The 24602-nt window shown below is 65.9% G+C and carries 23 protein-coding genes; 10 read left to right on the plus strand and 13 right to left on the minus strand.

All coding sequences use genetic code 11. From position 1 onward, the window contains the following. Nucleotides 1–57: 57 nt before the first annotated feature. Both AC25Z0_RS09930 and AC25Z0_RS09935 read right to left on the minus strand, forming a co-directional pair. On the minus strand, nucleotides 58–855 hold the full coding sequence (locus AC25Z0_RS09930) for a MerR family transcriptional regulator (RefSeq protein ID WP_488133064.1): 798 nt from the start codon (nucleotides 853–855) through the stop codon (nucleotides 58–60). Between the two features lie 73 nt (nucleotides 856–928). Beyond that, on the minus strand, nucleotides 929–2104 hold the full coding sequence (locus AC25Z0_RS09935; RefSeq protein ID WP_488133065.1) for a M20/M25/M40 family metallo-hydrolase: 1176 nt from the start codon (nucleotides 2102–2104) through the stop codon (nucleotides 929–931). 195 nt (nucleotides 2105–2299) lie between these two features. On the opposite strand from AC25Z0_RS09935, the gene AC25Z0_RS09940 reads away from it, so the two are divergent. The 3 genes from AC25Z0_RS09940 (at nucleotide 2300) to AC25Z0_RS09950 (ending at nucleotide 4758) form a co-directional block, all read left to right on the plus strand. Further along, nucleotides 2300–3163, plus strand: a complete 864-nt coding sequence (locus tag AC25Z0_RS09940) for a DUF4097 family beta strand repeat-containing protein (RefSeq protein WP_488133066.1) — start codon at nucleotides 2300–2302, stop codon at nucleotides 3161–3163. Next, nucleotides 3160–3768 (plus strand): PadR family transcriptional regulator, encoded by a 609-nt coding sequence (locus tag AC25Z0_RS09945; RefSeq protein ID WP_488120354.1) that lies wholly within the window; start codon nucleotides 3160–3162, stop codon nucleotides 3766–3768. Before AC25Z0_RS09940 ends, AC25Z0_RS09945 begins: the two co-directional genes overlap by 4 nt. Nucleotides 3769–3846: 78 nt before the next feature. Next, nucleotides 3847–4758: an arginase family protein gene (locus AC25Z0_RS09950; protein ID WP_488133067.1), complete on the plus strand. Its 912-nt coding sequence runs from the start codon at nucleotides 3847–3849 to the stop codon at nucleotides 4756–4758. 87 nt (nucleotides 4759–4845) lie between these two features. Here the strand turns inward: AC25Z0_RS09950 and AC25Z0_RS09955 are convergent, their stop codons facing one another. Continuing rightward, a complete protein-coding gene (locus AC25Z0_RS09955; RefSeq protein WP_488120352.1) occupies nucleotides 4846–5139 on the minus strand; it encodes a hypothetical protein in 294 nt (97 codons plus the stop codon). Between the two features lie 65 nt (nucleotides 5140–5204). Here AC25Z0_RS09955 and AC25Z0_RS09960 point away from each other — a divergent pair, with 65 nt between their 5' ends. Together AC25Z0_RS09960 and AC25Z0_RS09965 are read left to right on the plus strand one after the other, a co-directional pair. Further along, nucleotides 5205–5750 (plus strand): MarR family winged helix-turn-helix transcriptional regulator, encoded by a 546-nt coding sequence (locus AC25Z0_RS09960; RefSeq protein ID WP_488133068.1) that lies wholly within the window; start codon nucleotides 5205–5207, stop codon nucleotides 5748–5750. Nucleotides 5751–5844: 94 nt separating this feature from the next. After that, the gene (locus tag AC25Z0_RS09965) at nucleotides 5845–7983 is read left to right on the plus strand and encodes an APC family permease (protein ID WP_488133069.1); all 2139 of its coding nucleotides are present in this window, start codon (nucleotides 5845–5847) and stop codon (nucleotides 7981–7983) included. A 133-nt stretch (nucleotides 7984–8116) separates the two neighbouring features. On the opposite strand, the gene AC25Z0_RS09970 is transcribed toward AC25Z0_RS09965, so the two are convergent. From AC25Z0_RS09970 to AC25Z0_RS09985, 4 genes are all read right to left on the minus strand, one after another. Further along, nucleotides 8117–8857, minus strand: coding sequence for a glycosyltransferase family 2 protein (locus AC25Z0_RS09970; protein ID WP_488133070.1), 741 nt, complete (start codon nucleotides 8855–8857; stop codon nucleotides 8117–8119). Beyond that, nucleotides 8854–10263 carry a PIG-L family deacetylase gene (locus AC25Z0_RS09975; protein WP_488133071.1) on the minus strand — a complete coding sequence of 470 codons (1410 nt, stop codon included), beginning with the start codon at nucleotides 10261–10263 and terminating at the stop codon, nucleotides 8854–8856. The genes AC25Z0_RS09970 and AC25Z0_RS09975 overlap by 4 nt, the downstream gene beginning before the upstream one ends. Then, a complete protein-coding gene (locus AC25Z0_RS09980) occupies nucleotides 10257–11405 on the minus strand; it encodes an acyl-CoA dehydrogenase family protein (protein WP_488133072.1) in 1149 nt (382 codons plus the stop codon). The genes AC25Z0_RS09975 and AC25Z0_RS09980 overlap by 7 nt, the downstream gene beginning before the upstream one ends. A 129-nt stretch (nucleotides 11406–11534) precedes the next feature. Further along, complete coding sequence (locus tag AC25Z0_RS09985) at nucleotides 11535–12620, minus strand: NAD(P)-binding domain-containing protein (RefSeq protein WP_488120346.1); 1086 nt, start codon at nucleotides 12618–12620, stop codon at nucleotides 11535–11537. Nucleotides 12621–12822: 202 nt separating this feature from the next. Between AC25Z0_RS09985 and AC25Z0_RS09990 the strand changes: the two genes are divergently transcribed. Beyond that, nucleotides 12823–13056 (plus strand): DUF3073 domain-containing protein, encoded by a 234-nt coding sequence (locus AC25Z0_RS09990; RefSeq protein ID WP_488120345.1) that lies wholly within the window; start codon nucleotides 12823–12825, stop codon nucleotides 13054–13056. A 370-nt stretch (nucleotides 13057–13426) separates the two neighbouring features. Here the strand turns inward: AC25Z0_RS09990 and purM are convergent, their stop codons facing one another. The 3 genes from purM to AC25Z0_RS10005 are packed head-to-tail and all read right to left on the minus strand — an operon-like array spanning nucleotide 13427 to nucleotide 16563. Continuing rightward, complete coding sequence (gene purM / locus AC25Z0_RS09995; RefSeq protein ID WP_488133073.1) at nucleotides 13427–14530, minus strand: phosphoribosylformylglycinamidine cyclo-ligase; 1104 nt, start codon at nucleotides 14528–14530, stop codon at nucleotides 13427–13429. Further along, entirely contained in the window at nucleotides 14527–16116 is a 1590-nt protein-coding gene (gene purF, locus AC25Z0_RS10000) for an amidophosphoribosyltransferase (RefSeq protein WP_488120343.1), read from the minus strand. The genes purM and purF overlap by 4 nt, the downstream gene beginning before the upstream one ends. A 12-nt stretch (nucleotides 16117–16128) precedes the next feature. Further along, nucleotides 16129–16563, minus strand: a complete 435-nt coding sequence (locus AC25Z0_RS10005) for a hypothetical protein (RefSeq protein WP_488120342.1) — start codon at nucleotides 16561–16563, stop codon at nucleotides 16129–16131. Nucleotides 16564–16643: 80 nt separating this feature from the next. On the opposite strand from AC25Z0_RS10005, the gene AC25Z0_RS10010 reads away from it, so the two are divergent. Beyond that, entirely contained in the window at nucleotides 16644–17576 is a 933-nt protein-coding gene (locus tag AC25Z0_RS10010; protein WP_488133074.1) for a ribokinase, read from the plus strand. A 39-nt stretch (nucleotides 17577–17615) separates the two neighbouring features. Here AC25Z0_RS10010 and AC25Z0_RS10015 read toward each other — a convergent pair whose 3' ends face one another. Then, a complete protein-coding gene (locus AC25Z0_RS10015) occupies nucleotides 17616–17975 on the minus strand; it encodes a sterol carrier family protein (RefSeq protein WP_488120340.1) in 360 nt (119 codons plus the stop codon). Nucleotides 17976–18075: 100 nt separating this feature from the next. Here AC25Z0_RS10015 and purD point away from each other — a divergent pair, with 100 nt between their 5' ends. Both purD and AC25Z0_RS10025 read left to right on the plus strand, forming a co-directional pair. Then, nucleotides 18076–20298 (plus strand): phosphoribosylamine--glycine ligase, encoded by a 2223-nt coding sequence (gene purD, locus AC25Z0_RS10020; RefSeq protein ID WP_488133075.1) that lies wholly within the window; start codon nucleotides 18076–18078, stop codon nucleotides 20296–20298. Between the two features lie 131 nt (nucleotides 20299–20429). Then, complete coding sequence (locus tag AC25Z0_RS10025) at nucleotides 20430–21257, plus strand: VOC family protein (RefSeq protein ID WP_488133136.1); 828 nt, start codon at nucleotides 20430–20432, stop codon at nucleotides 21255–21257. A 66-nt stretch (nucleotides 21258–21323) separates the two neighbouring features. Here AC25Z0_RS10025 and AC25Z0_RS10030 read toward each other — a convergent pair whose 3' ends face one another. Together AC25Z0_RS10030 and AC25Z0_RS10035 are read right to left on the minus strand one after the other, a co-directional pair. Further along, entirely contained in the window at nucleotides 21324–22682 is a 1359-nt protein-coding gene (locus AC25Z0_RS10030) for an amidohydrolase family protein (protein ID WP_488133076.1), read from the minus strand. Between the two features lie 194 nt (nucleotides 22683–22876). Beyond that, entirely contained in the window at nucleotides 22877–23587 is a 711-nt protein-coding gene (locus tag AC25Z0_RS10035; RefSeq protein WP_488133077.1) for a TetR/AcrR family transcriptional regulator, read from the minus strand. A gap of 160 nt (nucleotides 23588–23747) precedes the next feature. On the opposite strand from AC25Z0_RS10035, the gene kynA reads away from it, so the two are divergent. Next, a complete protein-coding gene (kynA, locus tag AC25Z0_RS10040) occupies nucleotides 23748–24602 on the plus strand; it encodes a tryptophan 2,3-dioxygenase (protein WP_488133078.1) in 855 nt (284 codons plus the stop codon).

Below are 24602 nucleotides of genomic sequence, written 5' to 3' on the forward strand. Positions count from 1 at the left end.
CCGCGCCAGACGGATTATCCCGCGCCCAGTTGAACGAGATGGTCACGGACGCAACACCTACAGGTTCCGCTCCGCGTAGACCCGCATCGCATCGCGCACGAACGATGCTCCGTCCACGCCACCGTAGGTTGCGGCGAAGCGCTCGTCGGCGACGTACATGTCGCCGAGGCCGACGAAGTACTCCTTCGTCGGGCCATCCGCTCCCGCGCCCGGCGTGCCGGGAATGCCGCGCAGCCAGTCGAACTGACGTGCGGCGAGCGCCTGTGCCTCTGCGCTGTCCGGCGTGATGCCGGTCTGGCCGGCATGTACCCAGTCGCCGGCCAGCACGCCCTGGCGCTCCCGCCAGGCAGCCTTCTCCTCTGCGCTCATGCTGCGCCACCACGAATCGCCCGTGGCATAGGCAGCCGCTCCCCAGCGTTCCTCGACTTCCTCGAGATAGACCGTGTGGTCGAATCCGTCGAACATGTTCTCAGCCATGATCTGTGTACCCTCTTCCAATGTCTCAATCGTTCGTTCGACCGACCGGATCTGCCTGGCCAGCCGTTCCTGCTCCTGCGTCAGCCACTCGAGATGGGCCTGCAGCGCGCGCTGCTCGCTTCGCGGCGCGCCGTCGTCTCGCTCAAACACCTCAGCGATGGCCGGCAGCCCCAGCCCCAGGTCGCGCAGCATCAAGATGCGCTGCAGCCGCACGACGGACGCCTCGTCGTAGTAGCGATAGCCGTTGCTGCCGATGCGACGCGGTGGCAGCAACCCGACGTCACCGTAGTGACGCAGTGTGCGACTCGTCGTGTGCGCGAGTTTCGCAATTTCCTGAATCGACCACTCCACGGATGCTCCCGCTCGTTCTCGCCGCATTGCTGCGTCGGTCAGCCGCCGATGTGCGACCTGTGCTCCACGCTAGAACTTGACGCCGCGTCAATGTCAAGGCTCAGCCGCAGAACTCCCGGATCGTGCCGTCGAGCACATCGGTGAGCTGCAGAACGGATGCCGCGCTCACCCACTCCAGGTCGGCGTGTGCGCCGCCCCCGTCGACGCCAAGCAACAGACAGGGGATGCCGGCGTCCTGGATGAGACCGGCATCCGTCCAGAACGGCTCGCCGCGACGCGGCACCGGACGCCCGAACACCCGCTCAGCATTCGCGCTGAGCACCTGAACGATCGGCCACTCCGGGTCGGCCTCGAATGCACCGCGGGCAACGGTTCTGGTCAGCTGGTACCGGAAGTCGGGCATGGTCTGCGCCAGGTGGTCAAGCACGGCTCGGAGCTCGGCTTCGGTGGCGTCAGGGTGCTCGCCCGGTAACGTGCGCCGCTCAAGCGTGAGGGTGCAGGAGGGCGCGACAGTTGCGGCATCCGTTCCCCCACAGATCGTGGACACCCGCACGGTGCCATGCCCGAGCAGCGGATGCGGCGCGCGCGCCTCGATACGCTGCCGTAGGTCGTCGAGTCGGTGCAGCACCAGGCCGGCATGGGCGATCGCGTCGACGCCCTGCTCCGGCAGCGACCCGTGGGAGGCGCGGCCGAACAGCTCAAGCTCGAACCAGGCGAACCCGCGGTGCGCGACGACCAGCTCACCCTCGGTCGGCTCGGCAACGATGGCCGCGTCTGCACTGAATCGGCGCAGGACTTCCTCGGTGCCGAGGCTGCCGAATTCTTCATCGGCGACGAGTGCGACCAGCACGTCCCCGGCCAGGCCGGAGGCGGCAGCGCGGCTCGCAGCGACCATGATCGCGGCCAGCCCGCCCTTCATGTCGAATGCCCCGCGCCCGTAGATGGCACCGTCGCGTTCGACCGCCGCGAACGGCAACGATGGCGACGACGTCGGCGCATCCGGCTCGGCGCTCCCGTAGGTGGCGATTCCCACGGTGTCGAGATGTCCGTTCAGCATGAGCGAGCGGCCGCCGCCCGACCCGTGCGCAATGCCGACGACCGACGGTCGCCCCGGGCGCTCCTCCAGCACATGCACGTCGAACCCGTGCTCGCCCAGCCAGGCGGCGCACCACGCAGCAATCGCCGCCTCACCTGCACCGCCCGGCACGAGGTCGGGGTTGACGGAGTCGATGGCAATGAGCTGCTTCAGCAGCTCGATGGGTTCAGGCTCGGACACAGCTCGAATCTAGCGCCACCGCCCAGGCAGCGGCCCCGAACACCGAAATCACCTGCCCCTTGCGGAAAGCGTAAACGCGATATATCTTGAGTTAACAAGAACGCGATATATCGCGAATAGACGAGTCACGGCATCCGCTCACGACAGCACTACATCGAGACCAAGACGGATGCTCCCACGCAAGGAGAACACCGCATGTCACTAGAAAAATGGCTGGTCAGCCCCGGCCAGAGCAAGGTCATCGACGTTGATATGGTCCGCCGCCTGAAGGTCGGACTCATCGGCGGCAAGGTCGACGTGATCGGCCACGATGACCCGGGCGCACGCATCGAAGTGCACAGCGTCTCCGGCAAGGACCTCAAGATCTCCATGGATGGCGACACCCTCGAGATCGATCACCCGCAGTTGCGCTGGGACAACTTCCTTGAGGTGTTCGCCTCATTCCGGGGCAATGCCAAGGCCGACATCAGCATCATGGTCCCGCGGGATGTGTCGATGAAATTCGGCGTCATCTCGGCGGAGGCCCTGGTCTCCGGCCTGCGGAACGACGCGAAGCTCAGTACAGTCTCCGGCGACATCGTCGTCGACGATGTGACGGGCGACCTCGAACTCAACGGCGTCAACGGTGAGTTCTCCGTGCGCAATCACACCGGCCAGATCAACGCCCACACTGTGTCAGGCGACGTGACGGCCAGCGGCTTCATCGACCGGTTCAGCGTCGACAGCGTCGCGGGCCATGTGTACCTCGACATTGCCGGCATCCCTGACCTCATCAACACGAACACGGTCAGCGGCAGCCTCACCGTGCGCCTCGGCGCCGACGTCGCCACGCGCTACCGGCTGAACACCGTCTCAGGCACGCTGCAGCTCGACAACACCACCATCAAGGGCACACTCGGCAAGGGGTACGACTCCAGCACCGGCGACCTGAGCGGCTCGTGGCTCGAGCTGCACGCCAACTCGGTGTCCGGCGACATCTCCGTCGTGCGCAGCGCAGCGGATGCCGCAACCAGCGCCCCCTTCACCGGCACCACTCCGAAAACGGAGGACCCAGAATGACTCCCCCGGTTTTTTCCCACGGCAGCCTGCGCCTGTACATCCTGAGCCTGCTCGCCGAGCAACCTCGCCACGGCTACGAGCTGATCCAGGCGCTGAGCGAGCGTTTCGGCGGCACGTACAGCCCGAGCGCCGGCACGATCTACCCGCGCCTCAGCAAGTTGGAGGAAGAGGGTCTCGTCACCAAGTCCTCTGACGGCCGCAAGACCGTCTACGAGATCACGGATGCCGGGCGCTCAGAACTCGCCGCCCGCCAGGACGAGCTCACCGCCATCGAGAACGACATGACGGACTCCGTGCGTCGACTGGCTGACGAAGTGCGCTCCGGGGTCAACGCAGCCATGAAGAGCCTGCGGGCAGACCTGGCCTCTGCGGCCCGGCAGGCCAAGGAGGAATCGGCGCCGACCGACACCCAGTCAGCGGCGCACATGGAATCGACTCGCGCGCTCCGCGAGGCGGACATGGTGCTGAACGAATTCCGTCAGCAGCTGCGCACTGACCTCCGCACGCAGGCCTCAATTTCGGCGGTGTCAGCCGATCTGGTGCCGCAGTTGCGGGGCGAGCTGGCCAACGTGCGCGCGAGCATCCTGCGGTCGCTCACGCGGTAGGACTCCCCTGCTGAGTGCAGCACACATTCGCCGAGAACGAACTCCCGCATCGATTCACGCAGCTGCCAGACTCAGCTCATGATTTCGCTGCTCTCCGCTCCCAGCAATCTGGGCCTCCGACCGCCCAGACCTGGGAGCGTGCCTGGCACCTCGAAGGCACCGGAGGCCCTTCGTGAGGCCGGCCTCTTCGCGCGCCTCATGGCTGCGGGCGCGGTCGACGGTGGCGTGGTTCTCGCGGGCATGTACATCGATGACGATGCTGTGCGACCGGTCGGACAGGTGCGCAACGAGGCCGCGATGATCGATCACGCTCGGCGGTTGGCGGATCGTGTCGGGGCGATCCTCGACACTCGTGCCGCGCCCTTGGTTCTCGGCGGCGATTGCAGCGTCCTCCTGGGGATAGGGCTCGCCATGGCGCGCCGTGGCGGGGGCGGCCTCATCCACATCGACGGGCACACGGACTTCCGTCACCCTGGCAACAGCGACGAGTGCGCGAGTGTCGCAGGCGAAGACCTCGCTGCCGCCGTGGGCCTGCATTGGCCGGCTGTCGCGAACATTGACGGACACGGGCCGTACTTCACGCCGGCCCAGACGGTGCACGTCGGTTGTCGTGACAATGACGAGTATGTGACCGAAGCGCGCCTGGTGTTGGGACACGTCCTCTCCGCGGCAGAAGCACTCAGCCTGGGTACGGACGCGGCCGTAGATTCGGTGCGTGCGGTTGCGGGTATCAGCAGCTACTGGCTGCAGGTCGATGTCGACGTGCTCGACCCCAGCGTCATGCCCGCGGTCGACAGCCCGGATCCCGGCGGGTTCGACGCTGATGAGCTGACGGCATTTCTCCAGGCGCCCGCTCCTGGAGCGATTGGCGCGTCTGTCACGGTCTTTGACCCAGATCTCGACCCCGATGGCCGGCATGCGCGTCTTGTCGCCGACGTTGTAGCGGGAGGACTCGCTCGGCTGGGTACGAACATTCGCCGCGCGGGCTGAACGCAGGTTCGCGGCAGTTGCAACACCCGCGTCGCTGCGCTCGACCCGCGCGACGGGTGCCGCGAGCGCGAGGGGCGCCGCGAGCGCTTACTCGGCGGTCGCCGGCCCTTCCATCGCAGCCAGTCGCTCGCGCGCCTGCTCTGGGGTGGGGTGGTACAGCTGGGTGCGCTCTCCGGAACGATCGATCTCGTGCACGCTCATGAGTTCGCCGCAGATCGGGCAGACAGAGGCAGCTTTCGCCGCACGCACTTCCTCATCGGGAACAACGTTGTACGGCCCGAGGGGCGGCGGTCCGATCCAGGGGAACAGGGTGCGATTGACCCAGCCCGTGAAGCCACCGGCCCGGCGGCGCCCGTCTTCCTGATCTTTACTTCGTGCCATAATCATTAGTGTACTAAACAAATGATCGCAGCGGATCACGTGACCACGAAATGGGCAGGCACCAGATGACGACCGGAGAGACCACAGGGGACACGACCGGGGGCACGACCGTCGCAGCGACAGGAGCGCCGAACCTGCTCGAGCTCCAGGAGCAGGTCTGCTTCGCGCTCGCCATCGCCTCCCGCAGCGTCAATGCCGTCTACCGGCCCATCCTCGAGCCCTACGGCCTCACGCATCCGCAGTATTTGGTCATGCTCGCGCTGTGGGAACAGAGCCCCCGCTCGGTCAAGAACCTCGGCGCCGCGCTGCAGCTCGAGCCTGCCACGCTCTCCCCTCTCCTCAAGCGCCTCGAAGTCGCCGGCCTCGTCGTCCGCCAGCGCAGCTCCCTCGATGAGCGGATGCTCGACATCTCCCTCACCCCCACCGGCGCCGCCCTGCGCGCGGAAGCCGAGAGCATCCCGCCCCGTATCATCGACCAGCTCGGCATGAGCCACGACGAACTGGCCGCCCTGCGCGGCTCGCTCTGGCGCGTGATCGGTGCCGCTCAAGCGGTTGATGCTGATGCCGGAAAGGCCCCCGCATCAGCACTTCAGAACGCGCAACCTCGCTAACGGCTGAGCGAGGCCACCCCTGTCTGCATTTCAGGCAGGACGTGGTGCGGCGCGCCGCCCTCCCATCAACTTGACAGCGCGTGCCAACAGAGTAATGTCGTCCCTCGTGACAAACGAGGGGAACTCCCCAGTACCAGAGACTCGCAATCCGAAACGGTGGATCATCGGTGACCCGCTTCCGAGCGAGCATCTCGAAGGCCAGCTGCTTCCCAAGCGACTTGCACTTCCCATTTTTGCCAGCGACGCACTGTCGAGTGTCGCCTATGCGCCGCAGGAACTCCTGATGATCCTGACCCTCGGCGGCCTGGCTTTCCTGAGCTTCGCGCCGTGGATTGCGGCGGCCGTTGTTGTGCTGATGCTGGTGGTCGTCGCGTCGTACCGACAGCTGATCAAGGCGTACCCCTCCGGCGGCGGCGACTACGAGGTTGCCTCGAAGAACCTGGGTGAGAAAGCGGGCCTCGTCGTGGCATCCGCTCTGCTGGTCGACTACGTGATGACTGTCGTCGTCTCTGTGGCCAGCGGCGTGGACAACATCATTTCCGCGTTCCCCGTGCTGGATCCGCTCAGGGTCGAACTCGCCGTGCTGTTCGTCATCATTCTCGCCGCGGCGAACCTTCGCGGTGTGCGGGAGTCAAGCACGGCATTCGCCATCCCGACCTACCTGTTCATCGGCAGCGCATTCCTGCTCGTCGGTGTCGGCCTGTTCCGCGTCGCGATCGGCGATCCGCCGGTCGCAGAGTCGGCCGGCTACGGAGTTGAGGCGCAGAGCCTCGCCCAGACCGCGTTCATCCTGTTGCTGTTCCGCTCGTTCGCAAGTGGTTGCAGCGCGCTCACCGGCGTCGAGGCCATCGCAAACGGTGTGCCGGCATTCAAGCGTCCGAAGATCAAGAACGCCCAGGCCACCCTGGTGCTCATGGGCGGCATCGCCGTCGTACTGTTCATCGGCCTCGTTGCCCTCGCGCTCATCTCCCAGGTGCACTACGCGGAGAACCCCTGTGACCTCATCGGCTGGACGGAGTGCGCCACCGCTCCGCAACGGAGCCTGATCGCCCAACTCGCCGCGGCGACATTCGGCAACAACTCGATCCTGTTCTTCGTGCTGCAGGCCGCGACGGCGGCCGTGCTGCTGCTCGCCGCCAACACGGCGTTCAACGGATTCCCGCTGCTCGGCTCAGTACTCGCCCGCGATTCCTATGCACCGAAGTCGTTGAACACCCGCGGCGACCGCCTCATCTACTCGAACGGCGTTCTGCTGCTCGCCCTCGCGGCCAGCGTCATCCTCATCGTGTACCAGGCCAACCTCACGGTGCTGATCCAGCTCTACATCATCGGCGTTTTCGTGTCGTTCACGCTCGGCCAGACCGGCATGGTCAAGCACTGGATCTCACTGCTGCGCACCAATCCGAGCAACCGCGGATCTATCATCGGCAGCCTGTCGATCAACGCGTTCGGCGCCCTCTTCACCGGCGTGGTGCTCATCGTCGTGACCGTCACGAAGTTCACCCACGGTGCGTGGCTGGTGTTCATCATGATGCCGGTGCTCTTCGTGCTCATGCTGGGCGTCAACCGGTACTACCGCGATGTCTCGAAGGAGATCGAGGTCGACCCGATCACCACCTTCGGCTCGCAGGGCGACCACGCCATCGTGCTCGTCGGCAAGATGCAGAAGCCGGTGCTGAAGGCGCTCGACTACGCCATCGCAGCACGCCACGAGAGCCTCGAGGCCGTTCACGTCTCCATCGACGACGAAGACACGAAGCAGCTCAAGCGCGACTGGGTGAAGCAGAACATCCAGGTGCCGTTGCGCATCGTGCAGTCGCCGTACCGCGACATCAGCTGGCCGCTCATCGCCTACATCAAGGGCAGGGCCATCGAACACGGCTCTGAAGTCATCACGGTCTACACGCCGATCTTCATCGTCGGGCACTGGTGGGAGGGCGTGCTGCACAACCACAAGGCACGTCGCATCCGCCAGAAGTTGATGCTCGTGCACGGTGTCACCATCGCGCTCGTACCGTGGCTGCTCGACTCCTCCGAGGTCATCTATGGCCGCCGCTCCCGACCTATCCCCGGCCAGGACCGCCGCGGAGAACCTGTGCGCCCACCGCGCCCGATCCCCCGGAAGCCGCTCGCTCCCGCCGCGTCCGAGAGCGCGCCGAAGCCGACTCCCGTCGTCGGAAGCAGGCCCCCGCAGTCGCAGCCAGCCGCGTCCAGGCGCCGAAAGCGCAAGTAGCGCCACGCCGGCGAGGCGCAGGGCGCTGGCGTTCGCGCAGTCGCAGCCCGCCGCATCCAGGCGGCGAAAGCGCAAGTAGCGCCGCCGCGTCACGTCACCTCATGCCACACAGACGGTGGCGCACGTCGTCGCCCTACGCGTTTTCGGCGTCAACCGCGTCGGACTCGCCGACCGCGTGCTCGCGCAAGTAGCCCGCGAAGCCTGTCGGGGTGCGACCGGAAAGCCGACCTGAGGTGAGCACCGGGATGAGACCCGTGCGAATCTCGCTCACCTTCAGGCTGCGCAGCGCTGACACGAGCTGCACATCTTCGTCTTCGTCGACCTCTGCGAACTCGCCGGCGTCCAGATAGCGGTCGGCACGCACGCCAAGACTCGCGCCATGAATATGGCTGTGTCCTTCCATGAGCGGATGCTGCGCGTCCCACCGTTCCCTAGCCACGTCCGCCAGTTCGTCGTCGGGCACCACCGTGCCCAGAACCAGGTCGACGGCGTTGCGCGCGAACGCGAGCTGCACGGCCAGCCAGTTCGGTGGCACGGCGGAGTCGGCATCCGTTGTGGCGATCCAGGTCGAAGAGGTGAAGGAGCCGGGCGCCGGCAGCACATGCCGCACGCCGGCGCGACGGGCAGAGCCGACAGCGCCTTCGTGCGTGCGAATGCTCCTGAATGCCGGCCAGGCGGCGGCGACCTCCGCCGTGCCGTCGGTGCACTGGTCAAGCACAATGACGACGTCGATGGTGGGCGTCGGCTGGTCGGTCGTCATTCTCAGTTCGTCGATCGCCGTGGCCAGTGCAACCAGGCACCTGGGCAGTCGCTCGTCTTCGTTGCGCGCAGGGATGACGACAACGACCCTCTCAATCGCGTTCGTGCCGGTCACGGAGCCAGCCCTTCGCGCTGGGCGACCGAGCGTGCCGGTGCCGCTTCGAACACCTCGAGAATGAAGTCGCGTTCCCGGTGCAGAACCGTGCGTTCGAGGCCGACAATGGCGTCGAGTTCGTCGTGGACCTGGTCGCCGGTCAACGGATACTCGGCAACCGGATGCCGCCAGTGGCAGGCAACGAGCACGCCGCCGGCAGCCAGACTGCTGCGGCAGCGCTCCAGGAGGTCACGCAACTCGGCCGCTGAGAGGTAGTAGCCCACCTCGGAGACCACGATGAGATCGAAGGATCCGCCCGGCCATTCTGCAGGCAGGGTGCGCCGTTCGAAGGTGACGCCGGGGTGCCCGGCGAGCCGGGCACGGGCAACCTGCAGGGGCTGCTCCGCGATGTCGATGGCCGTAATGCTGTCGCACCGCCCAGCCAGGTCGGCCGTGAGCATGCCGATCGAGCAGCCGAGCTCGAGGGCAGTGCTGAAGCGTTCACGCGGCAGGGCCGCCATGGTGAGAGCTCGCTTCCGCTTCTCGTACCATCGCGTCTCGAACCCCCATGGGTCGCGGCTCCCGGCGTAAAACTCCTGGAAGAACGGCTCGGCCAGGCTCTGCTCTCCGGCATCCATTGCGGCTGGGGCTGCTGCGTCGGCATCGTCAGCGTCGGCGTCGATCCGAATGAAGGTCTCGTACTCCCGCTCGAAGTGGGCGCCGAAGCTCGGCTGAATGATCGGCTCGTCGCCGGGCAACTCCGAGAGCGGATTCACCTGGCTCGTGTGCAGTGCCATTGCCCGCACCTTGCGTTGGCGATCGTCGGGAGAGAGCTCAAGGGTGCGCACCCTCTCGACCGGCCAGACCGCGTCGCCTGGCTTCGACCAGTGCCACGCCCAGATCGGGTATTCGAAACGGGTGACGCCGCGACCACGGGCCGCCTCTGCCGCTACCTCGCTCGCCACTGTGTGATCCGGATGCTCGTCGCTGTGCCATGGAGCAACCAGCCAGGTTCCCGCTCCGCCCGCTCCGATTTCGACGGAAACGGCCAGCGTTGCCTCAGCGCGATGGCGACCAAGGGCACCGTCGGGGAGGTCAAGCAGGCGCACCTGGGCCTCAGGGGCCAGCGCGGCGACGGCTGCCGTGACTTCGACACGGCGGAGCACAGCCAGCTGCTCAGGCTCGTGCGTGGTGGAGTCGGGATGCGATGCCTCACCGTTGCTGAGGACCACGACAGTGACCGGTATGCCGGCTCGCCCAGCTCGCGCGATCAACCCGCCCGCGCCCAACGTTTCATCGTCGGGATGCGCGGCGACGACGACCAGGCGGCGCAACTCGTCGATGGCCAGCGGGGTCCCCTCGCTGGAGCGGAACGCAGCCCACTCTCGCTCTGTCGTCCCGCTCTCGATGTGGCTGAAGCTCACCACGGCGTTACTCCGAGGCCGTGTAGTCGGCGACCGAGTGCCGCGTCATCCCGCTCTGCATGGTGCTGGCGCACGTAGAGCTGCAGGTCAGCAACACGTTGTGCGTGCCGGGCGTCGAACGCGAGCGGGGTCGGCCCCAGTGCGTGACCGGTTCGGGCGAGCACCTCGTCCACAGCGCGGGCGACCTGGCCGCGCACCCTGGCTGCAAGCAGGGCGCCATTCTCGCCAACGGCGTCGCCGGCATCGATGGCCGCTGCCGCGTTTGCCAGGGAGGCGCCCGAAGCGGTCAACGCCAGGTCGATTGCGCCGAGGTGTGCGAGTGCGAGCTGGTCTGGTTCGCGTTCGCGCGTCGCCTCCCAGACCTTCCGGGCAACGCCAACGGCCCCGCCCCACCAGCAGGCCGCCACCCCGATCCCACCCCAGGCGAAGCCGGGGCGCTGGAGATACCAACCGTCGTCGCCAACGGGCATGGCCGACACCGCGCTGAAGTCGACGGGTCCGCTCGGTACGGCAGAGAGGCCGCGACTCACCCATGCGTCGGTGTGCACGCTGATCCCCGGTTCACGCAGGTCAACGGCAAATAGTCGACGGGTGCTGTCCGAGGTATGGGCGGTCACCAACGCATGGCTGAGCGAGGCCGCGAGTGAGCACCACGGCTTGGTGCCGTGGAGCTGCCAGCGTTCCTCGGCGCCTGCGCCCGCTCCCGCTCCGACGCGAGTCGCGATCAGTTTCATTCCAGCGCCTTCGGCAGCGAATACTCCCCATGTAGCTTCCGCGGCATCATCATCGCCACCAACCAGCGAGGCAGGGGCAACGGATGCCTGGTCGAGGATCGCGAGCGCGTCCAGGTGCGCCTCAACCACGCGGGCAGCGGTGAGGTCGGCCACAGCGAGGGACGCCAACACCTCGAACAACTGCAGCGTTTCACCGGATCCAGGCCGGGGAACGGATGTGCCAAGCGACCTGGCCAGCTCCAAGGCTCTGCCTGCATCACCGTTCACGGCGAAGGCATCCGCTGTCAGCTCGCGCAGGTCGAGCTGGTGAGCCTTCTCCGGCGCACTCCCCCGCAGGGCACGATTCTGCTGTGGAGTCAGCCAGGCGGGTTCAGGTGCCGCCATGAGCGTCGATGGTCCTGTAAGCGTCATTGGTACTCCTCGTCTGAGGGGCCCGTGAAAAACGCTGCTTGCGGGATGGCAATATCCGGTGCCCCTGCATCGATTGATCACTAAGACTTTAGCGGCCGCTTCTGAGTGACATGGAGCTCACACTCAGGTTCAGAGCAGCGCCATGACCTGCCTGGCGATGATTCGCCCGGCACGACTGGCCGCGATCGTGCTCGCCTGCGGTCCATAGCCGGCCAGGAATATGCGTGGATCCGACCACGATGCGCCAGAACCGACAGTCAACCCGCCCGCCTTCTCCCGCAGTTTCAGCGAGGAGAGGTGGCGGAGCTCCGGTCGGAATCCGGAGGCCCAGATGATGGCATCCGCTGGGGAAAAAGTGCCGTCGCTCCAGCGCACGCCGCCCGGCTCGATGGCCGCGAAGATCGGCTTGGCGTCCAGCAGCCCCCGCTCGATGCCGGCCGAAATTCGGCGGCTGACGGGAACCCCTGTGCCGCTGACGATGCTCGGCAGCGCACGGCCCGTGCGGGCGGCTTCGTCTTGCATCGCCACGGCGGCCGATGCGCCCTCCAGGTCGAGTTCTTCGGTGTGCACCCAGTCGATGGGGCGACGCGACGTCCAGGTGAGCCCGGCGGCCACGCCCTCGAGTTCCAGCATGAAGCCGATGGCGGAGGTGCCGCCTCCGACCACAACGACCTGCTGGCCAGCAAAATCCTCTGCCGATCGGTAGCTCGCGGTGTGCACGTGCCGGCCGGCAAAGGTGTGCGCGCCGGGGTAATAGGGGATGAAAGGGGATCCCCAGGTTCCCGACGCGTTCACGACGAGTCCGGCGACGGTCTCGCGGATGCCATGGTCTACTGAGTTGGTCTGCACCACGAGGTCTGCCCGCCGATTGAACACCGACGTCACCGTCGTCGGACGAACAACGCCAAGCTCGTAGTGTTCCTCATAGCGCCGGTAGTAGTCAGCGACGACGTCCCGCGCAGGCAGGGCTTTGTCGGCGGTCTGGAAGCTTACGCCCAGGTCCTGCATACCCGGCAGATCATTGACCTTGTGCGCAGTTCCCAGCCGGAGCGCTTCCCAGCGGTGCTGCCAGGCGCCACCGGCGTCAGGACCCCGATCGAAGATAACGAAGTCGCGACCGGCGACGAGGTCGAACTTACGAAGATAGTAGGCCACAGAGAGTCCGGCCTGCCCGGCACCGATGAGTACGACCGGCACAGTCGCATCGTTAGCCATCGCTCCCCATCTCCACGGTCGTGCCTTGGGCTTTACAGCATGCCTTCGGGCACGTCAGCATTTCACCAGTAATGCCTGTGAGGCACGTCGGCGGGGCATCAGGCCCACCATGCTAAACTAGCGGCTAGTTTTCACTCTGTCTGTTCGGTAAATCCCGGGTGACTCATCGCTCACTCGGCCTGGCATCGTAAGGGGGTCTCGCATGGGGCGCGGCCGTCAAAAAGCAAAGCACACCAAGGTCGCTCGGGAGCTCAAGTATTTCAGTCCCGACACCAACTACAACGCGCTTGAGCGCGAACTCACGGGTCATGCGAATGATGACCCGCGTCTAGACGAAGATCTGGCCAAGTGGCCGGAATACGACGGCGACCCCGCGAACGAGGCCGACGAATACGTCGATCACTACGCAACCGAGGACGAACAAAAGCGCGCGTAGTTCTTCGCCGGATCGCTCACAGCACTGAATCATCAGCTGCGAGTCGTGAGAGCTCAGAGCGAACTTGAGCGACGGAAAAACCCGCCGCTCTCACCGCATGTCTGTGACATCGGCACAACGAAAAGCCCCCGATCACTCGGGGGCTTTCGTTATGCCCGTTGGTCGATGAGGCCGCTCACGGGCTGAGCGCGCCCTCCGCTGGTCGAGGAGCGAGCGCCAGCGAGCGTCTCGAGACCCCGCGAGCCGACCTTCGGGCACCCGGAAAGCATCCGCTCGCAAGAAATCGACCCAAAACTGCTGCTTTGGGTCAATTTCTTGCGAGTAAAGCGCGTCAAAAGTCCGCGAAGCGCGAGGCGCGAGGCGCGAGGCCCTAGTTCGCGTACGAGCCGACGAGGCGCACGGCGCCGCCGTTCACACCCTTGGCACCCTGCTCGAAGCCGGTCGCATCGTGCGGCGCGGTCGACACCCGACCGACGACCCAGGCTGGGATGCCATCGGTCGCCAGGCGAGCGATGACAGAGGAGACGGCATCCGCTGACACGACGGCGAACATGCCGACGCCGAGGTTCCAGGTGCCTTCAGAGCTTTCGAGGGTGGAGCCGGCCATGTCGCTGAGCACGCGGAACACCGGGGCTGGCGACCACGTAGAGCGGTCGACCTCAACCCAGGAGCCGAACGGGAGCACGCGCGCGAGGTTCGCCGCGATGCCGCCGCCGGTGACGTGGCTGAGCGAGTGCACTGCGCCAGCGAGTTCAGGGTCGGTGAGCACACCGAGAAGAGGCGCGGTGTAGAGGCGGGTCGGAGTGAGGAGAACCTCGCCGACCATGCCGCCGAGCTCTGCCGACGTGTCGGTGTAGCCAATGCCACGCCCGGCCAGGATGTGACGAACGAGCGAGTAACCGTTCGAGTGCAGGCCGGAGGATTCCATGGCGATGACGACGTCACCGTGCTGCACGCGCTCGGCGCCGAGAACCTGGTCTGCTTCGACGACACCCGTTGCGGCACCCGCTACGTCGTAGTCATCGGGGCCGAGGAGGCCTGGGTGTTCTGCGGTCTCTCCACCGACGAGTGCGGTGCCCGTCGCGGCACAGGCGGTCGCGATGCCTTCAACGATGGAGGCGATGCGCTCAGGCACGACCTTGCCGCAGGCGATGTAGTCGGTCATGAACAGCGGGCGCGCGCCGACGACGATGATGTCGTCGACGACCATGCCGACGAGGTCCTGTCCAATGGTGTCGTGCTTGTCGATGGCCTGCGCGATGGCGACCTTCGTGCCGACGCCGTCGGTTGAGGTGGCCAGCAGCGGACGCTTGAACTCAGTGAGGAAGGAGACATCGTAGAGTCCGGCGAATCCGCCGAAACCTCCCTGCACCTCTGGTCCGTGCGTGCGTGAGACAGCGGCCTTCATCAATTCAACGGCCAGGTCACCCGCCGTGGTGTCGACTCCGGCGGCGGCATACGTAGCGTTGCTCATTCTTGTCTTCCCGGGTCTCCGAATGAAGGCTTACCCTGCTGGTTGAGTGCGGGTTCGAGGGGCTTGTCCACCGCGATGAGGCTCTCGAACTCTGCGTCTGGGCCTGGGTCGCATCCGTTGGATGTCGGCTGGCGTTCGAGGAGGTTCTTGCCGAGGTGCTGGGTGTCCGGCAGCGGAATGGGGTACTTGCCCGTGAAGCAGGCCGTGCAGAGGCGCTCGCGCGGCTGCTCCGTCGACTCGATCATGCCGTCTTCTGACAAGTAGCCGAGCGAGTCGGCGCCGATCGCCTGACGTACCTCGTCGACACCGAGGCCGGTGGCGATGAGTTCGGCGCGCGTGGCGAAGTCGATGCCATAGAAGCATGGCCAGGTGATGGGCGGGCTGGAGATGCGCACGTGCACCTCGGCGGCACCGGCCTCCCGCAACATGCTGACGAGGGCGCGCTGGGTGTTTCCACGCACGATGGAGTCGTCGACGACGATCAGCCGCTTGCCCTTGATGACCTCTTTCAGCGGGTTCAGCTTGAGCTTGATACCGCGCTGGCGGATGGTCTCAGACGGCTGGATGAAGGTGCGCCCGACGTAGGAGTTCTTGACGAGACCCTGGCCGAACGGAATTCCGGATGCCTGCGCATAGCCGATGGCCGCCGGAGTTCCCGATTCCGGCGTCGGAATGACGAGGTCGGCATCGACCGGATGTTCGGCCGCCAGTTTGCGTCCCATCTCAACCCTGGCCTCGTGCACACCACGACCGGCGATCGTGGTGTCAGGACGTGCGAGGTAGACGTATTCGAAGACGCAACCGGCCGGCTTGGACTCGGCGAATCGCTGGCTGCGCAGACCATCTTCGTCGATGGTGATGAGCTCCCCAGGCTCAACCTCGCGCACGAAGCTGGCACCGACGATGTCGAGAGCAGCAGTTTCGGAGGCGACGACCCAGCCGCGTTCGAGGCGTCCGAGCACCAGCGGGCGAACACCCTGCGGGTCGCGGGCCGCATACAGCGTGGTCTCGTCCATGAAGACGAGGCAGTACGCGCCGCGAAGGCGTGGCAGAACCTCGAGCGCGGTGGCTTCGAGGGTGTGGTCGAGGTCACCGGTGAGCAGTGCCGTCACGACAGCGGTGTCGGTGGTGTTGCCGCGTGAGAGTTCGCCATCCGCTTCTGGATAGCGCTCGTGAACGAGCTGCATGAGCTCTGCGGTGTTGGTGAGGTTTCCGTTGTGGCCGAGCGCAACCGTGCCGCTGGCCGTGCGGCCAAGGGTGGGCTGGGCGTTCTGCCAACTCGATGATCCGGTGGTCGAGTAGCGCGTGTGACCGACGGCGATGTGGCCAAGGAGGGTGCTGAGCGCGCTCTCGTTGAAGACCTGCGAGACGAGGCCCATGTCTTTGTAGATGAGGATCTTGTCGCCATCGCTCGTGGCGATGCCGGCCGATTCCTGGCCGCGGTGCTGCAGCGCGTAAAGCCCGAAGTAGCTGAGCTTTGCCACCTCCTCGCCGGGGGCCCAGACACCAAAGACGCCACAGGCATCCTGTGGCCCCTTTTCACCTGGGAGGAGATCGTGGTTTAACAGTCCGTCGCCATTGGGCAAGAAGCTGCTCCTTTACTGTGATTTCTCGTTGGAAACGGGGGAATCTGGTGAAGCAGATGACGCGGGTGGTGCGGGTGTTGCGGATGCGGCATCCGGGGTCTCGTACGTGGGTGCCTGCACGCCCACTCGATCGACAACGACTGTTGTCGCCTTGCGGCCGACGATGCGACCAAGCACGAGTGCGGTGACACAGCCAAGGGCGATGCCGATGGCCAGGCACACGAGGAGCAGGAAGCCGAAGACCTGCACGCGGTCGAACTTGGGATTCTCCGGGAAAGCCAGAGTGAGAATGAACGCCGCAATCAGTCCGGCGATGACGCCGAGGATCATGAAATTCGTGTATTTCGGTGAACGGCGCACGGTGACCGTCGACTCGTCAAGAACCTTCTCGACGGTACTCGGAACTACTGCAACTGCGGGGCGGTCAGGCTGTTCTGAAGAGCTCACGTTGCTATTCTCTCATGGCGCTTCGCGGCCGATCCCCATCGGAGCCAACTCACAGGCCATGCCGATGGGAGACTGGGTATGTGAACACAATCGCAGTGCTCGGAAGCGCCAACATGGACCTCGTCGTACGCCAGCCCCGCCTCCCCAAACCGGGTGAGACGATGTTCGGCACCAACTTCACGACAGTGCCCGGAGGCAAGGGCCTGAACCAGGCGGTCGCCGCCGCACGGATGGGCGGAACCGTTGAGTTTCTCGGCGCCGTTGGTCACGATGCCTATGGCACAGAGCTGCGCGAACTGCTCACGCACGAGGGCCTCGGCACGTCGGGTCTGGCCACCGCAGCTGCGCCCACCGGCACGGCGCACATCTCCGTTGTCGACTCCGGCGAGAACTCCATCGTCGTGGTCTCCGGTGCGAACCTCGCGGTGACGGCTCTGACCGATGAGCAACGCGCCACCATCGAGAAGGCAGCTTTCCTGGTGATGCAGTGCGAACTGCCGCTGTCGGTACTGGTCGAGGCGATCGCCGTTGCCAAGGCCGCCGGCGTCTTCACTGTGCTCACCCCGGCGCCCGTCATGCCGCTCCCAGACGGCTTCCTCTCCTCGGTTGACCTCGTCGTGCCCAACCAGATCGAAGCGATCGAGTTGACCGGAGAGGCCGACCCGGTTCGCGCGGCCGAAGTACTGAGCGCCGACAAGACCTGGGCGATCGTGACCCTGGGCGCTGAGGGATCCGTGGTCGCGCACGACGGTACGGTGCTGGGGCTCGCTCCGGCCCGGCCGGTGAAGGCCGTCGACACCACGGCGGCAGGCGACACCTTCGTCGGCGCGCTTGTCGCTCGGCTGGCAGCGGATGCCGGTGCAGTGGATGCCGCGCGAGCGTCAACCATCCGCGAGTCGGACATGATCGAGGCCGTGCGCTGGGCGACCGTCGCGTCATCCGTAGCTGTCACCCGAGCAGGTGCGACCAGCTCAATGCCCAGCTACGACGAGGTCGCAGCCATCATCGGTTGATTTCGGTCCGTATTGGTAATGGACGGCGAAGAGCGTCGCTCAGACGATCGGAACGTATCCGGTGAGGTCGGCTCGCTGACCCGACGCGTGAATCAGCCCGGTTGCCAGGCCGTCGGCCCAGCTGAGCGAGCCTGTCGCGAGCGCGAGCCAGGTGGCGGCATCCGTCTCGACGACGTTGGGCGGTGTGCCGCGGGTGTGCCGGGGGCCCTCGATGCACTGCGTTGCGCCGAACGGCGGTACGCGCACCTCGACGGTGTTGCCCTCTGCGCGTTCGGCGAGCAGCTGCAGCGTGTAGCGAACGGCCAGCGCGCGAACGTCGCGGCTCGCAGCGGCGGCATCTGCCGACCACGCCCGCACCGCTGCCATGCCGGGGGCGTCATCAATGCGTGCTCGTGCCATGTCTCCAGTCTGCCCGTTTCTCCTGCCGGTCGAGCAACGAGGTGAGCAACGAGGTTGGCGACCCTCCAACGCACCACGCTTCATCCGCTAGCCTGAACCGGTGAGAATTCTGGTCCTAGGTTCCGGTGCCCGCGAGCACGCCATCATCACCGCGCTCCTGGCAGAGGAGGCAGCACACGAGATCACGGCCGCGCCCGGCAATGCCGGCATCGCAGCCGATGTTCCGGTCGTCGCCCTCGACGCGAACGACCCTGACGCCGTCACCAACTACGCCATCGAGAACGCCGTCGATCTCGTCGTCATCGGCCCAGAGGCGCCCCTCGTCGCCGGTGTCGCCGATGCCCTTCGCACCCGCGGCATCCCAGTCTTCGGGCCAGGCAAGGCAGCAGCGGCCCTCGAAGGCAGCAAGACGTTCGCCAAGCGCATCATGGATGACGCCGAGGTTCCCACCGGTCGCGCAGTGCGCGCCGGCACCCTGGCCGAAGCGGATGCCGCCCTCGCCGAATTCGGCGCGCCATACGTGGTCAAGGCCGATGGTCTGGCCGCCGGCAAGGGAGTGCTCGTCACGGAGGACCACGCCGCAGCCCACGCCCACGCCGCGTATTGGCTCGAGCACGGCAGCGTGCTGGTCGAGGAATTCCTCGACGGCCAGGAAGTGTCGCTGTTCTTCCTCGCCGACGGACACAACGTGCTCCCGCTCTCCCCCGCCCAGGACTACAAGCGCCTCGGCAACGGCGACGCCGGCCCGAACACCGGTGGCATGGGCGCATACTCCCCGCTGCCCTGGCTCGACGCCGAATTCGGCAGCGAGACGGCATTCGTCGACGAGGTCAGCGCCACCATCGCGGTGCCGACCGTGCGCCAGCTCGAGCGCGAGGGCACCCCGTTCATCGGCCTGCTCTACTGCGGGCTGATCCTCACAGAGGCCGGCATCCGCGTCATCGAGTTCAACGCTCGCTTTGGCGACCCGGAGACGCAGGTTGTGCTCCCCCGCCTGGTCACCCCGTTGTCTGAGCTATTGCTGGCCGCATCCATCGGCGATCTCGCGTCCCAGCCGCGCCCGGTCTTTGCACCGGATGTCGCGGTGACCGTCGTTCTCGCCAGCGAGAATTACCCAGGAACTCCCGTCACCGGCCGCCCGATCACAGGCCTCGACGCTGCAACCAGCATTGCCGGTGTCACCGTCGCGCACGCCGCGACCCAGCGTTCAGGCGATGACCTGCTGGCGACGGGCGGCCGAGTTCTCAACGTCGTCGCCGTCGGCGAGACCTTCACTGAGGCGCGGGCCCGTGCCTACGAAGCCCTGGCGAAAATCACCCTTGAGGGTGCCCAATTCCGCACCGATATCGCGGCGCGCGTTGACGCCGCTGAGATCGGCACATCCGTCGCATCCGGCGCCTCTGTGTCCTCCGCAGGGGCTGAGGTCACGACGCTCCCCGGTTGGAAGCGCGCGTACTCCGGCAAGGTGCGCGACCTCTATATTCCGGATGCCGCTACCGACCTCACCGCCGCTGAGCGCTTGCTGGTCGTGGCCAGTGACCGCGTCAGCGCCTTCGACTTCGCCGTTGAGCCTGGCATCCCCGGCAAAGGCGAGCTGCTCACCACGCTCAGCCTGTGGTGGTTCGACCAGCTCAGCGATGTCCCGAACCACCTGGCGGCAGACCACACCCTGCAGAACGAGGGCACGAGCCTGATCCCGGCCGCCGTCGCCGGACGCGCCATGCTCTGCACGAACCTCGACATGTATCCGATCGAGTGCGTCGTGCGCGGCTACCTCACGGGCTCTGGCTGGAAGGAATACCAGGCCAGCCAGACGGTGTGCGGCATCCCGCTGCCCGCCGGACTGCAGAACGGCGACCGCCTGCCAGAACCCATCTTCACCCCGGCCTGGAAAGCGCCGCTGGGGGAGCACGACGAGAACATCTCGTTCGAGCGCACCATCGAGCTGGTGGGTGAGGCGACCGCCACCGCCCTCCGCGACGCGTCGCTGTCAATCTTCGCCACGGCATCCGCTATCGCAGAGCGCTCTGGCGTGATCCTGGCCGACACCAAGTTCGAGTTCGGCGCAAACCGGGAGACCGGCCAGCTCACCCTCGGCGACGAGGTGCTCACCAGCGATTCGAGCCGCTACTGGGACGCAGCGGCCTGGGCAGCCGGCACCACACCAGAAGAGCGGATGGCCAGCTTCGACAAGCAGATCGTGCGCGACTGGCTATCGGCACACTGGGACCAGACCGGCACCCCGCCCGTTCTTCCCGCCGACATCGTCGAGCGCACCGCTGCCCGCTACCGCGAGCTGCTCGAACGCCTGACCTCCGCCTAGGCGTCGCTTCGGCTTGTCGCTAATGGGCGACTTTCGATTTTTAGGCGCCCCAGCGGAATAGTTGATCCTTCAACTATGTTTACCCAGATGTGACTCATTCAACTTCAGACCTTCTTGCCGCCGACACCGGGATGGGAGCCGTGACCCTGCGCGTCGGCAACCTCGACGCCATGATCGCGTACTACCGCGATGCTGTCACGCTGTCCCTGCTCAGCCACGACGGCCCGGTCGCCGTGCTCGGCCGCGGCACCACTCCCATCGTGATCCTGCAGCACGCCCCAGAGCTGGCGTCCCCTGAGCCCCGCGCGGCTGGCCTGTTCCACACCGCGATCCTCTTCGACACCCAGGCGCAGCTCGCCGCCGCCGTCTACTCGGTCGCCACGAAATTCCCGGGCACCTTCACCGGCAGCGCCGACCACCTGGTGAGCCAGGCCTTCTACTTCACCGACCCTGAGGGCAACGGTATCGAGCTGTATTGGGACCGCGAGCGCAGCAGCTGGAGCTGGGCCCACGGCCAGGTCGAGATGGCCACGCTCTACCTCGACCCGAACGGGTTCATCCAGGAGCACATCACAGATGACGGCATCACCAACCCCTCAAGCGGCAACGCCGTCGTCGGTCACGTGCACCTGTCTGTCGGCGATGTCGCGAGCGCCCGCGAGTTCTACGTGAACAAGCTGGGCTTCGAGACCACGGCAGCGATGGGCGACCAGGCGCTGTTCGTCTCGGCTGGCGGATACCACCACCACATGGCCATGAACACCTGGAATAGCAAGGGCTCAGGCAAGCGCCAGCTGGCACTCGGTCTCGGCGAGGTCGACATCATCGTGCCAACAGCCGATGACCTCGGTGCACTGGGCGAGCGGATGTCGCACTTCGGCGTGCAGACCCGTCACGATGGCGTGAACCTCAGCTTTGACGACCCGTGGGCGAACCGCGTTTCGGTCAGGAGCGCCTAGCTCCGCTGTTGCCGAGTAGGCCACCTGGCTCCGGCGGGTGCGCGAGGCGTTACCCGCTGCCGCGGGCTAGATTCGGGGGGTTCGTGACCCGCGTAACCAGCGTTCAGGCGGCTTGCTCTGGTCGACGTTAGATCTGCGTTCGCGCACGGCTGCCACGGCCTTGGCCACTTGGGCGTCGAAATCGTCAAGCTGCTCGGCTTCAGCAGCGCTCGCGACGAAAGCACGTCGATCGCAGGCTGTACCCGCGCGCCATACACGCTCAATCGCGCGTGTTGCGGTGATGTCCGTCAACGGGTTTCCGGACACGAGGATCAGGTCCGCACGTTGCCCGGCCGCGATACGTCCTCGGTCGGCAAGGCCGAACACCCGTGCCGGTTCGGCTGTCGCAGCGGCCAGGGCCCGTTCCGGGCTCATGCCGCATCGGACAAGGAGTTCGAGCTCCCGGTGCAGGCTTGCTCCGAATACAGTTCCCGGATTTGGAGCGTCTGTGCCTGCCAGCAGAGTGACCCCCGCATCGACCAGCCGTCGCACGTTGCCCTCGGCCCGCGCGTATGGCGGCATCGTCCGGCCAGGCAATCCCGAGACCCCCGAGGTCAACCGGCGCACCCACGCGTCTCCGAGCGCCTCCGCGAGCCGCGGGTCCCCTGCCACCGCGCTGCCACCCGGTTCGCCGAGGGTGTTCTCGATGGTGGCTAGCGTCGGACCGACCGCGATTCCGGCCTCGGCAATGCGTTGAACCAGGGGATCTTCCAGCTCGGCGTCCGCGGGGACGTGGGCCAGCACGTCGATACCGGCGGACACGACCTCCTCGACACCGGCAATCGAGCTCACGTGCGCGACGACGGTTAGGCCGCGGGCGTGCGCTGCGGTGACCAGCGCCGTGATGGTTTCGGAATCCAGCGACGGCCATAGGCCCCCGGTACCGGAGAAGATCTTCAGATAGTCCGAGCCTTCCGCGATCCGTTCCGCCACAAATTGCTCGGCCTGGACAGCGGCGGTCAACGTCGGAAACGGGGCATACATCACTGACGGGTGCCCGCCGGGCGCGGTGGCACCGACACCCGACGAACGCACATCGGCCACGTCTGGTCTGGAGCTGGCATGCTCTTTGGCCCTGGCCACCATGTCGGGTTTGCTGAACATATCGAGAACGGTGGTTACGCCGAAGGTCAACGATTGCGCTAGGGCGCCAGGAACGAGGTGCACGTGCGCGTCGATCAGACCGGGAAGCACCGTCCCACCACCCGCGTCGATCACGTCGTCGCCTTCTTGGGCGGCCGAGACCGCCGAGCACTCGGTTATCAGGCCGTCAACGAACCGCACCGACGTCCAGTCCTGCAACGTCGTCCCGTCGAATACCTTCGCATTGACAATCGTTGTTGCCGCGACTCGCTTGCGCCTCTCCGACACATGCACCGGTTCCACTCTGTGATCCTTTTCCGCTAGCTGACAACGTCTACTCGGCAGTCAAGGCCCGCACCACTCGTCTCTAGGCATATTCACGCAGCAACGCAATCTCGGAATTACGTTCTCCCCGCATCCAGGGACGGTCTGCGAACAGTTCGACAACCGCACCCCCACCCTGGAGTTCGAGCCACTCTCCGAGCCGCGTTCCTCACTCAACGAGCGGTGTCGGCGTCCGCGTTCTTCTGCGTGCCGCGGCGAGCGCGCCGTGAATTCCCACGCTCTGACGAGTTGACGTCGCTGACGTGCAGCGGACGCCCGGGGAGCTTCGACCGCTTCGCGTCCACCGCGCGCAAACCATCGATCACGATCGACAGCTGCCGGCGCCACTGCCCCGCATAGTCGGTGCCTGCCGGGCCGAGCGACCCGACCATGGTGATGAGCACGGTGAGGTCAACGCTGTCGGCCTCCGGCCTCAGGTCACCATCGCGCTTGGCCTGGGCGACCAGAGGCTTGATCGTTGACTCGAATGCGACCGCTGGCCGATACGCGGGATCGATCGCCGCCATCCGCTGCAAAATCGGGGGCAGCGATGGGTCGGCAACGAGCCACTCTGAGACACGCTCCATGAAGACGACGATGCCGTCCCAGGCGGAGGGCGCAGCCACGATCTCGTCCTTGGCGGTCAACAGTTCGGCGAGCGCCAGTTCGTAGAGTGCGTGGATGAGATCGTCACGAGCGGGGAAATTGCGGTAGAGCGTTGCGACGCCAACGCCGGCGCGACGGGCGACTTCCTCCAGGGAGGCATCAACACCGTTGGTTGCAAAAAGCGCGCGCGCCTCCGTGAGGAGGCGCTCACGGTTCTGCCTGGCATCGCGGCGCCGGGGTTGTGAACCGTCAAGGTGTGGCTTATCCGACGAGGTCATGGGGTTGATTGTACGTGCTCCACCTCTTAGCCCTCGGAGGTTTACCTCCACTTATCTGATACACAGCGCCGTCTTGCGCCGTTTGCGCCCACCGTCGACAATTCAGTGAGCGGAACGGGCACGGCGTCATCCACCAGCCCACCCCAGAAGATGGAGCCCGATGTCGGTCGAGAACAACACCCGCGATTTCGAACCTGAAATCGTCACAGATTTTGCGAAGCGGATGAGCTACGGCTCCTACCTCGATCTCGACACCCTGCTGGCGGCCCAGCGCCCGGTGAGCACGCCTGAGCACCACGACGAACTGCTCTTCATCGTGCAGCACCAGACCACGGAGCTGTGGCTCAAGCTCGTCATCCACGAGCTGCGCGCCGCCACCGCATACCTGCGAAACGACCAGCTGCCGCCGGCGCTCAAAGCCATCGCGCGCGTGAAGCACATCCAGCGCACCCTCACAGAGCAGTGGTCGGTGCTCGCAACGCTCACGCCCTCCGAGTACGCCCAGTTCAGGGGCTTCCTGGGGAACTCGTCCGGATTCCAGTCGTACCAGTATCGAGCGGTGGAATTCGCGCTCGGCAACAAGAACCGCCGCATGCTCAGCGTCTTCGAGAGCGACCCGGCGGCCACTGCACTTCTCACCGAGATGCTGGAGGCTCCCAGTCTCTACGACGAGTTTTTGCGCTACCTGCAGCGCGCTGGCTACCCGATCCCGACCGAGGTCACCGAACGCGACGTGACCCTGGCCTGGACCCTGCACCCGGAGCTGATCCCGGTCTTCTGTTCGATCTACGAGAACGCCGAGGCAAATTGGGCGGTCTACGAAGCCTGCGAAGAGCTCGTCGACCTCGAGGACAACTTCCAACTCTGGCGCTTTCGGCATTTGAAGACCGTGCAGCGCATTATCGGCATGAAGCACGGCACCGGTGGCTCAAGCGGGGCGGCCTTCCTGCAGAAAGCGCTCGAGCTCACCTTCTTCCCCGAGCTCTTTGCCGTGCGCACCGAAATCGGTTCGTGA

Source organism: Leifsonia sp. Y862 (genome assembly GCF_057669585.1).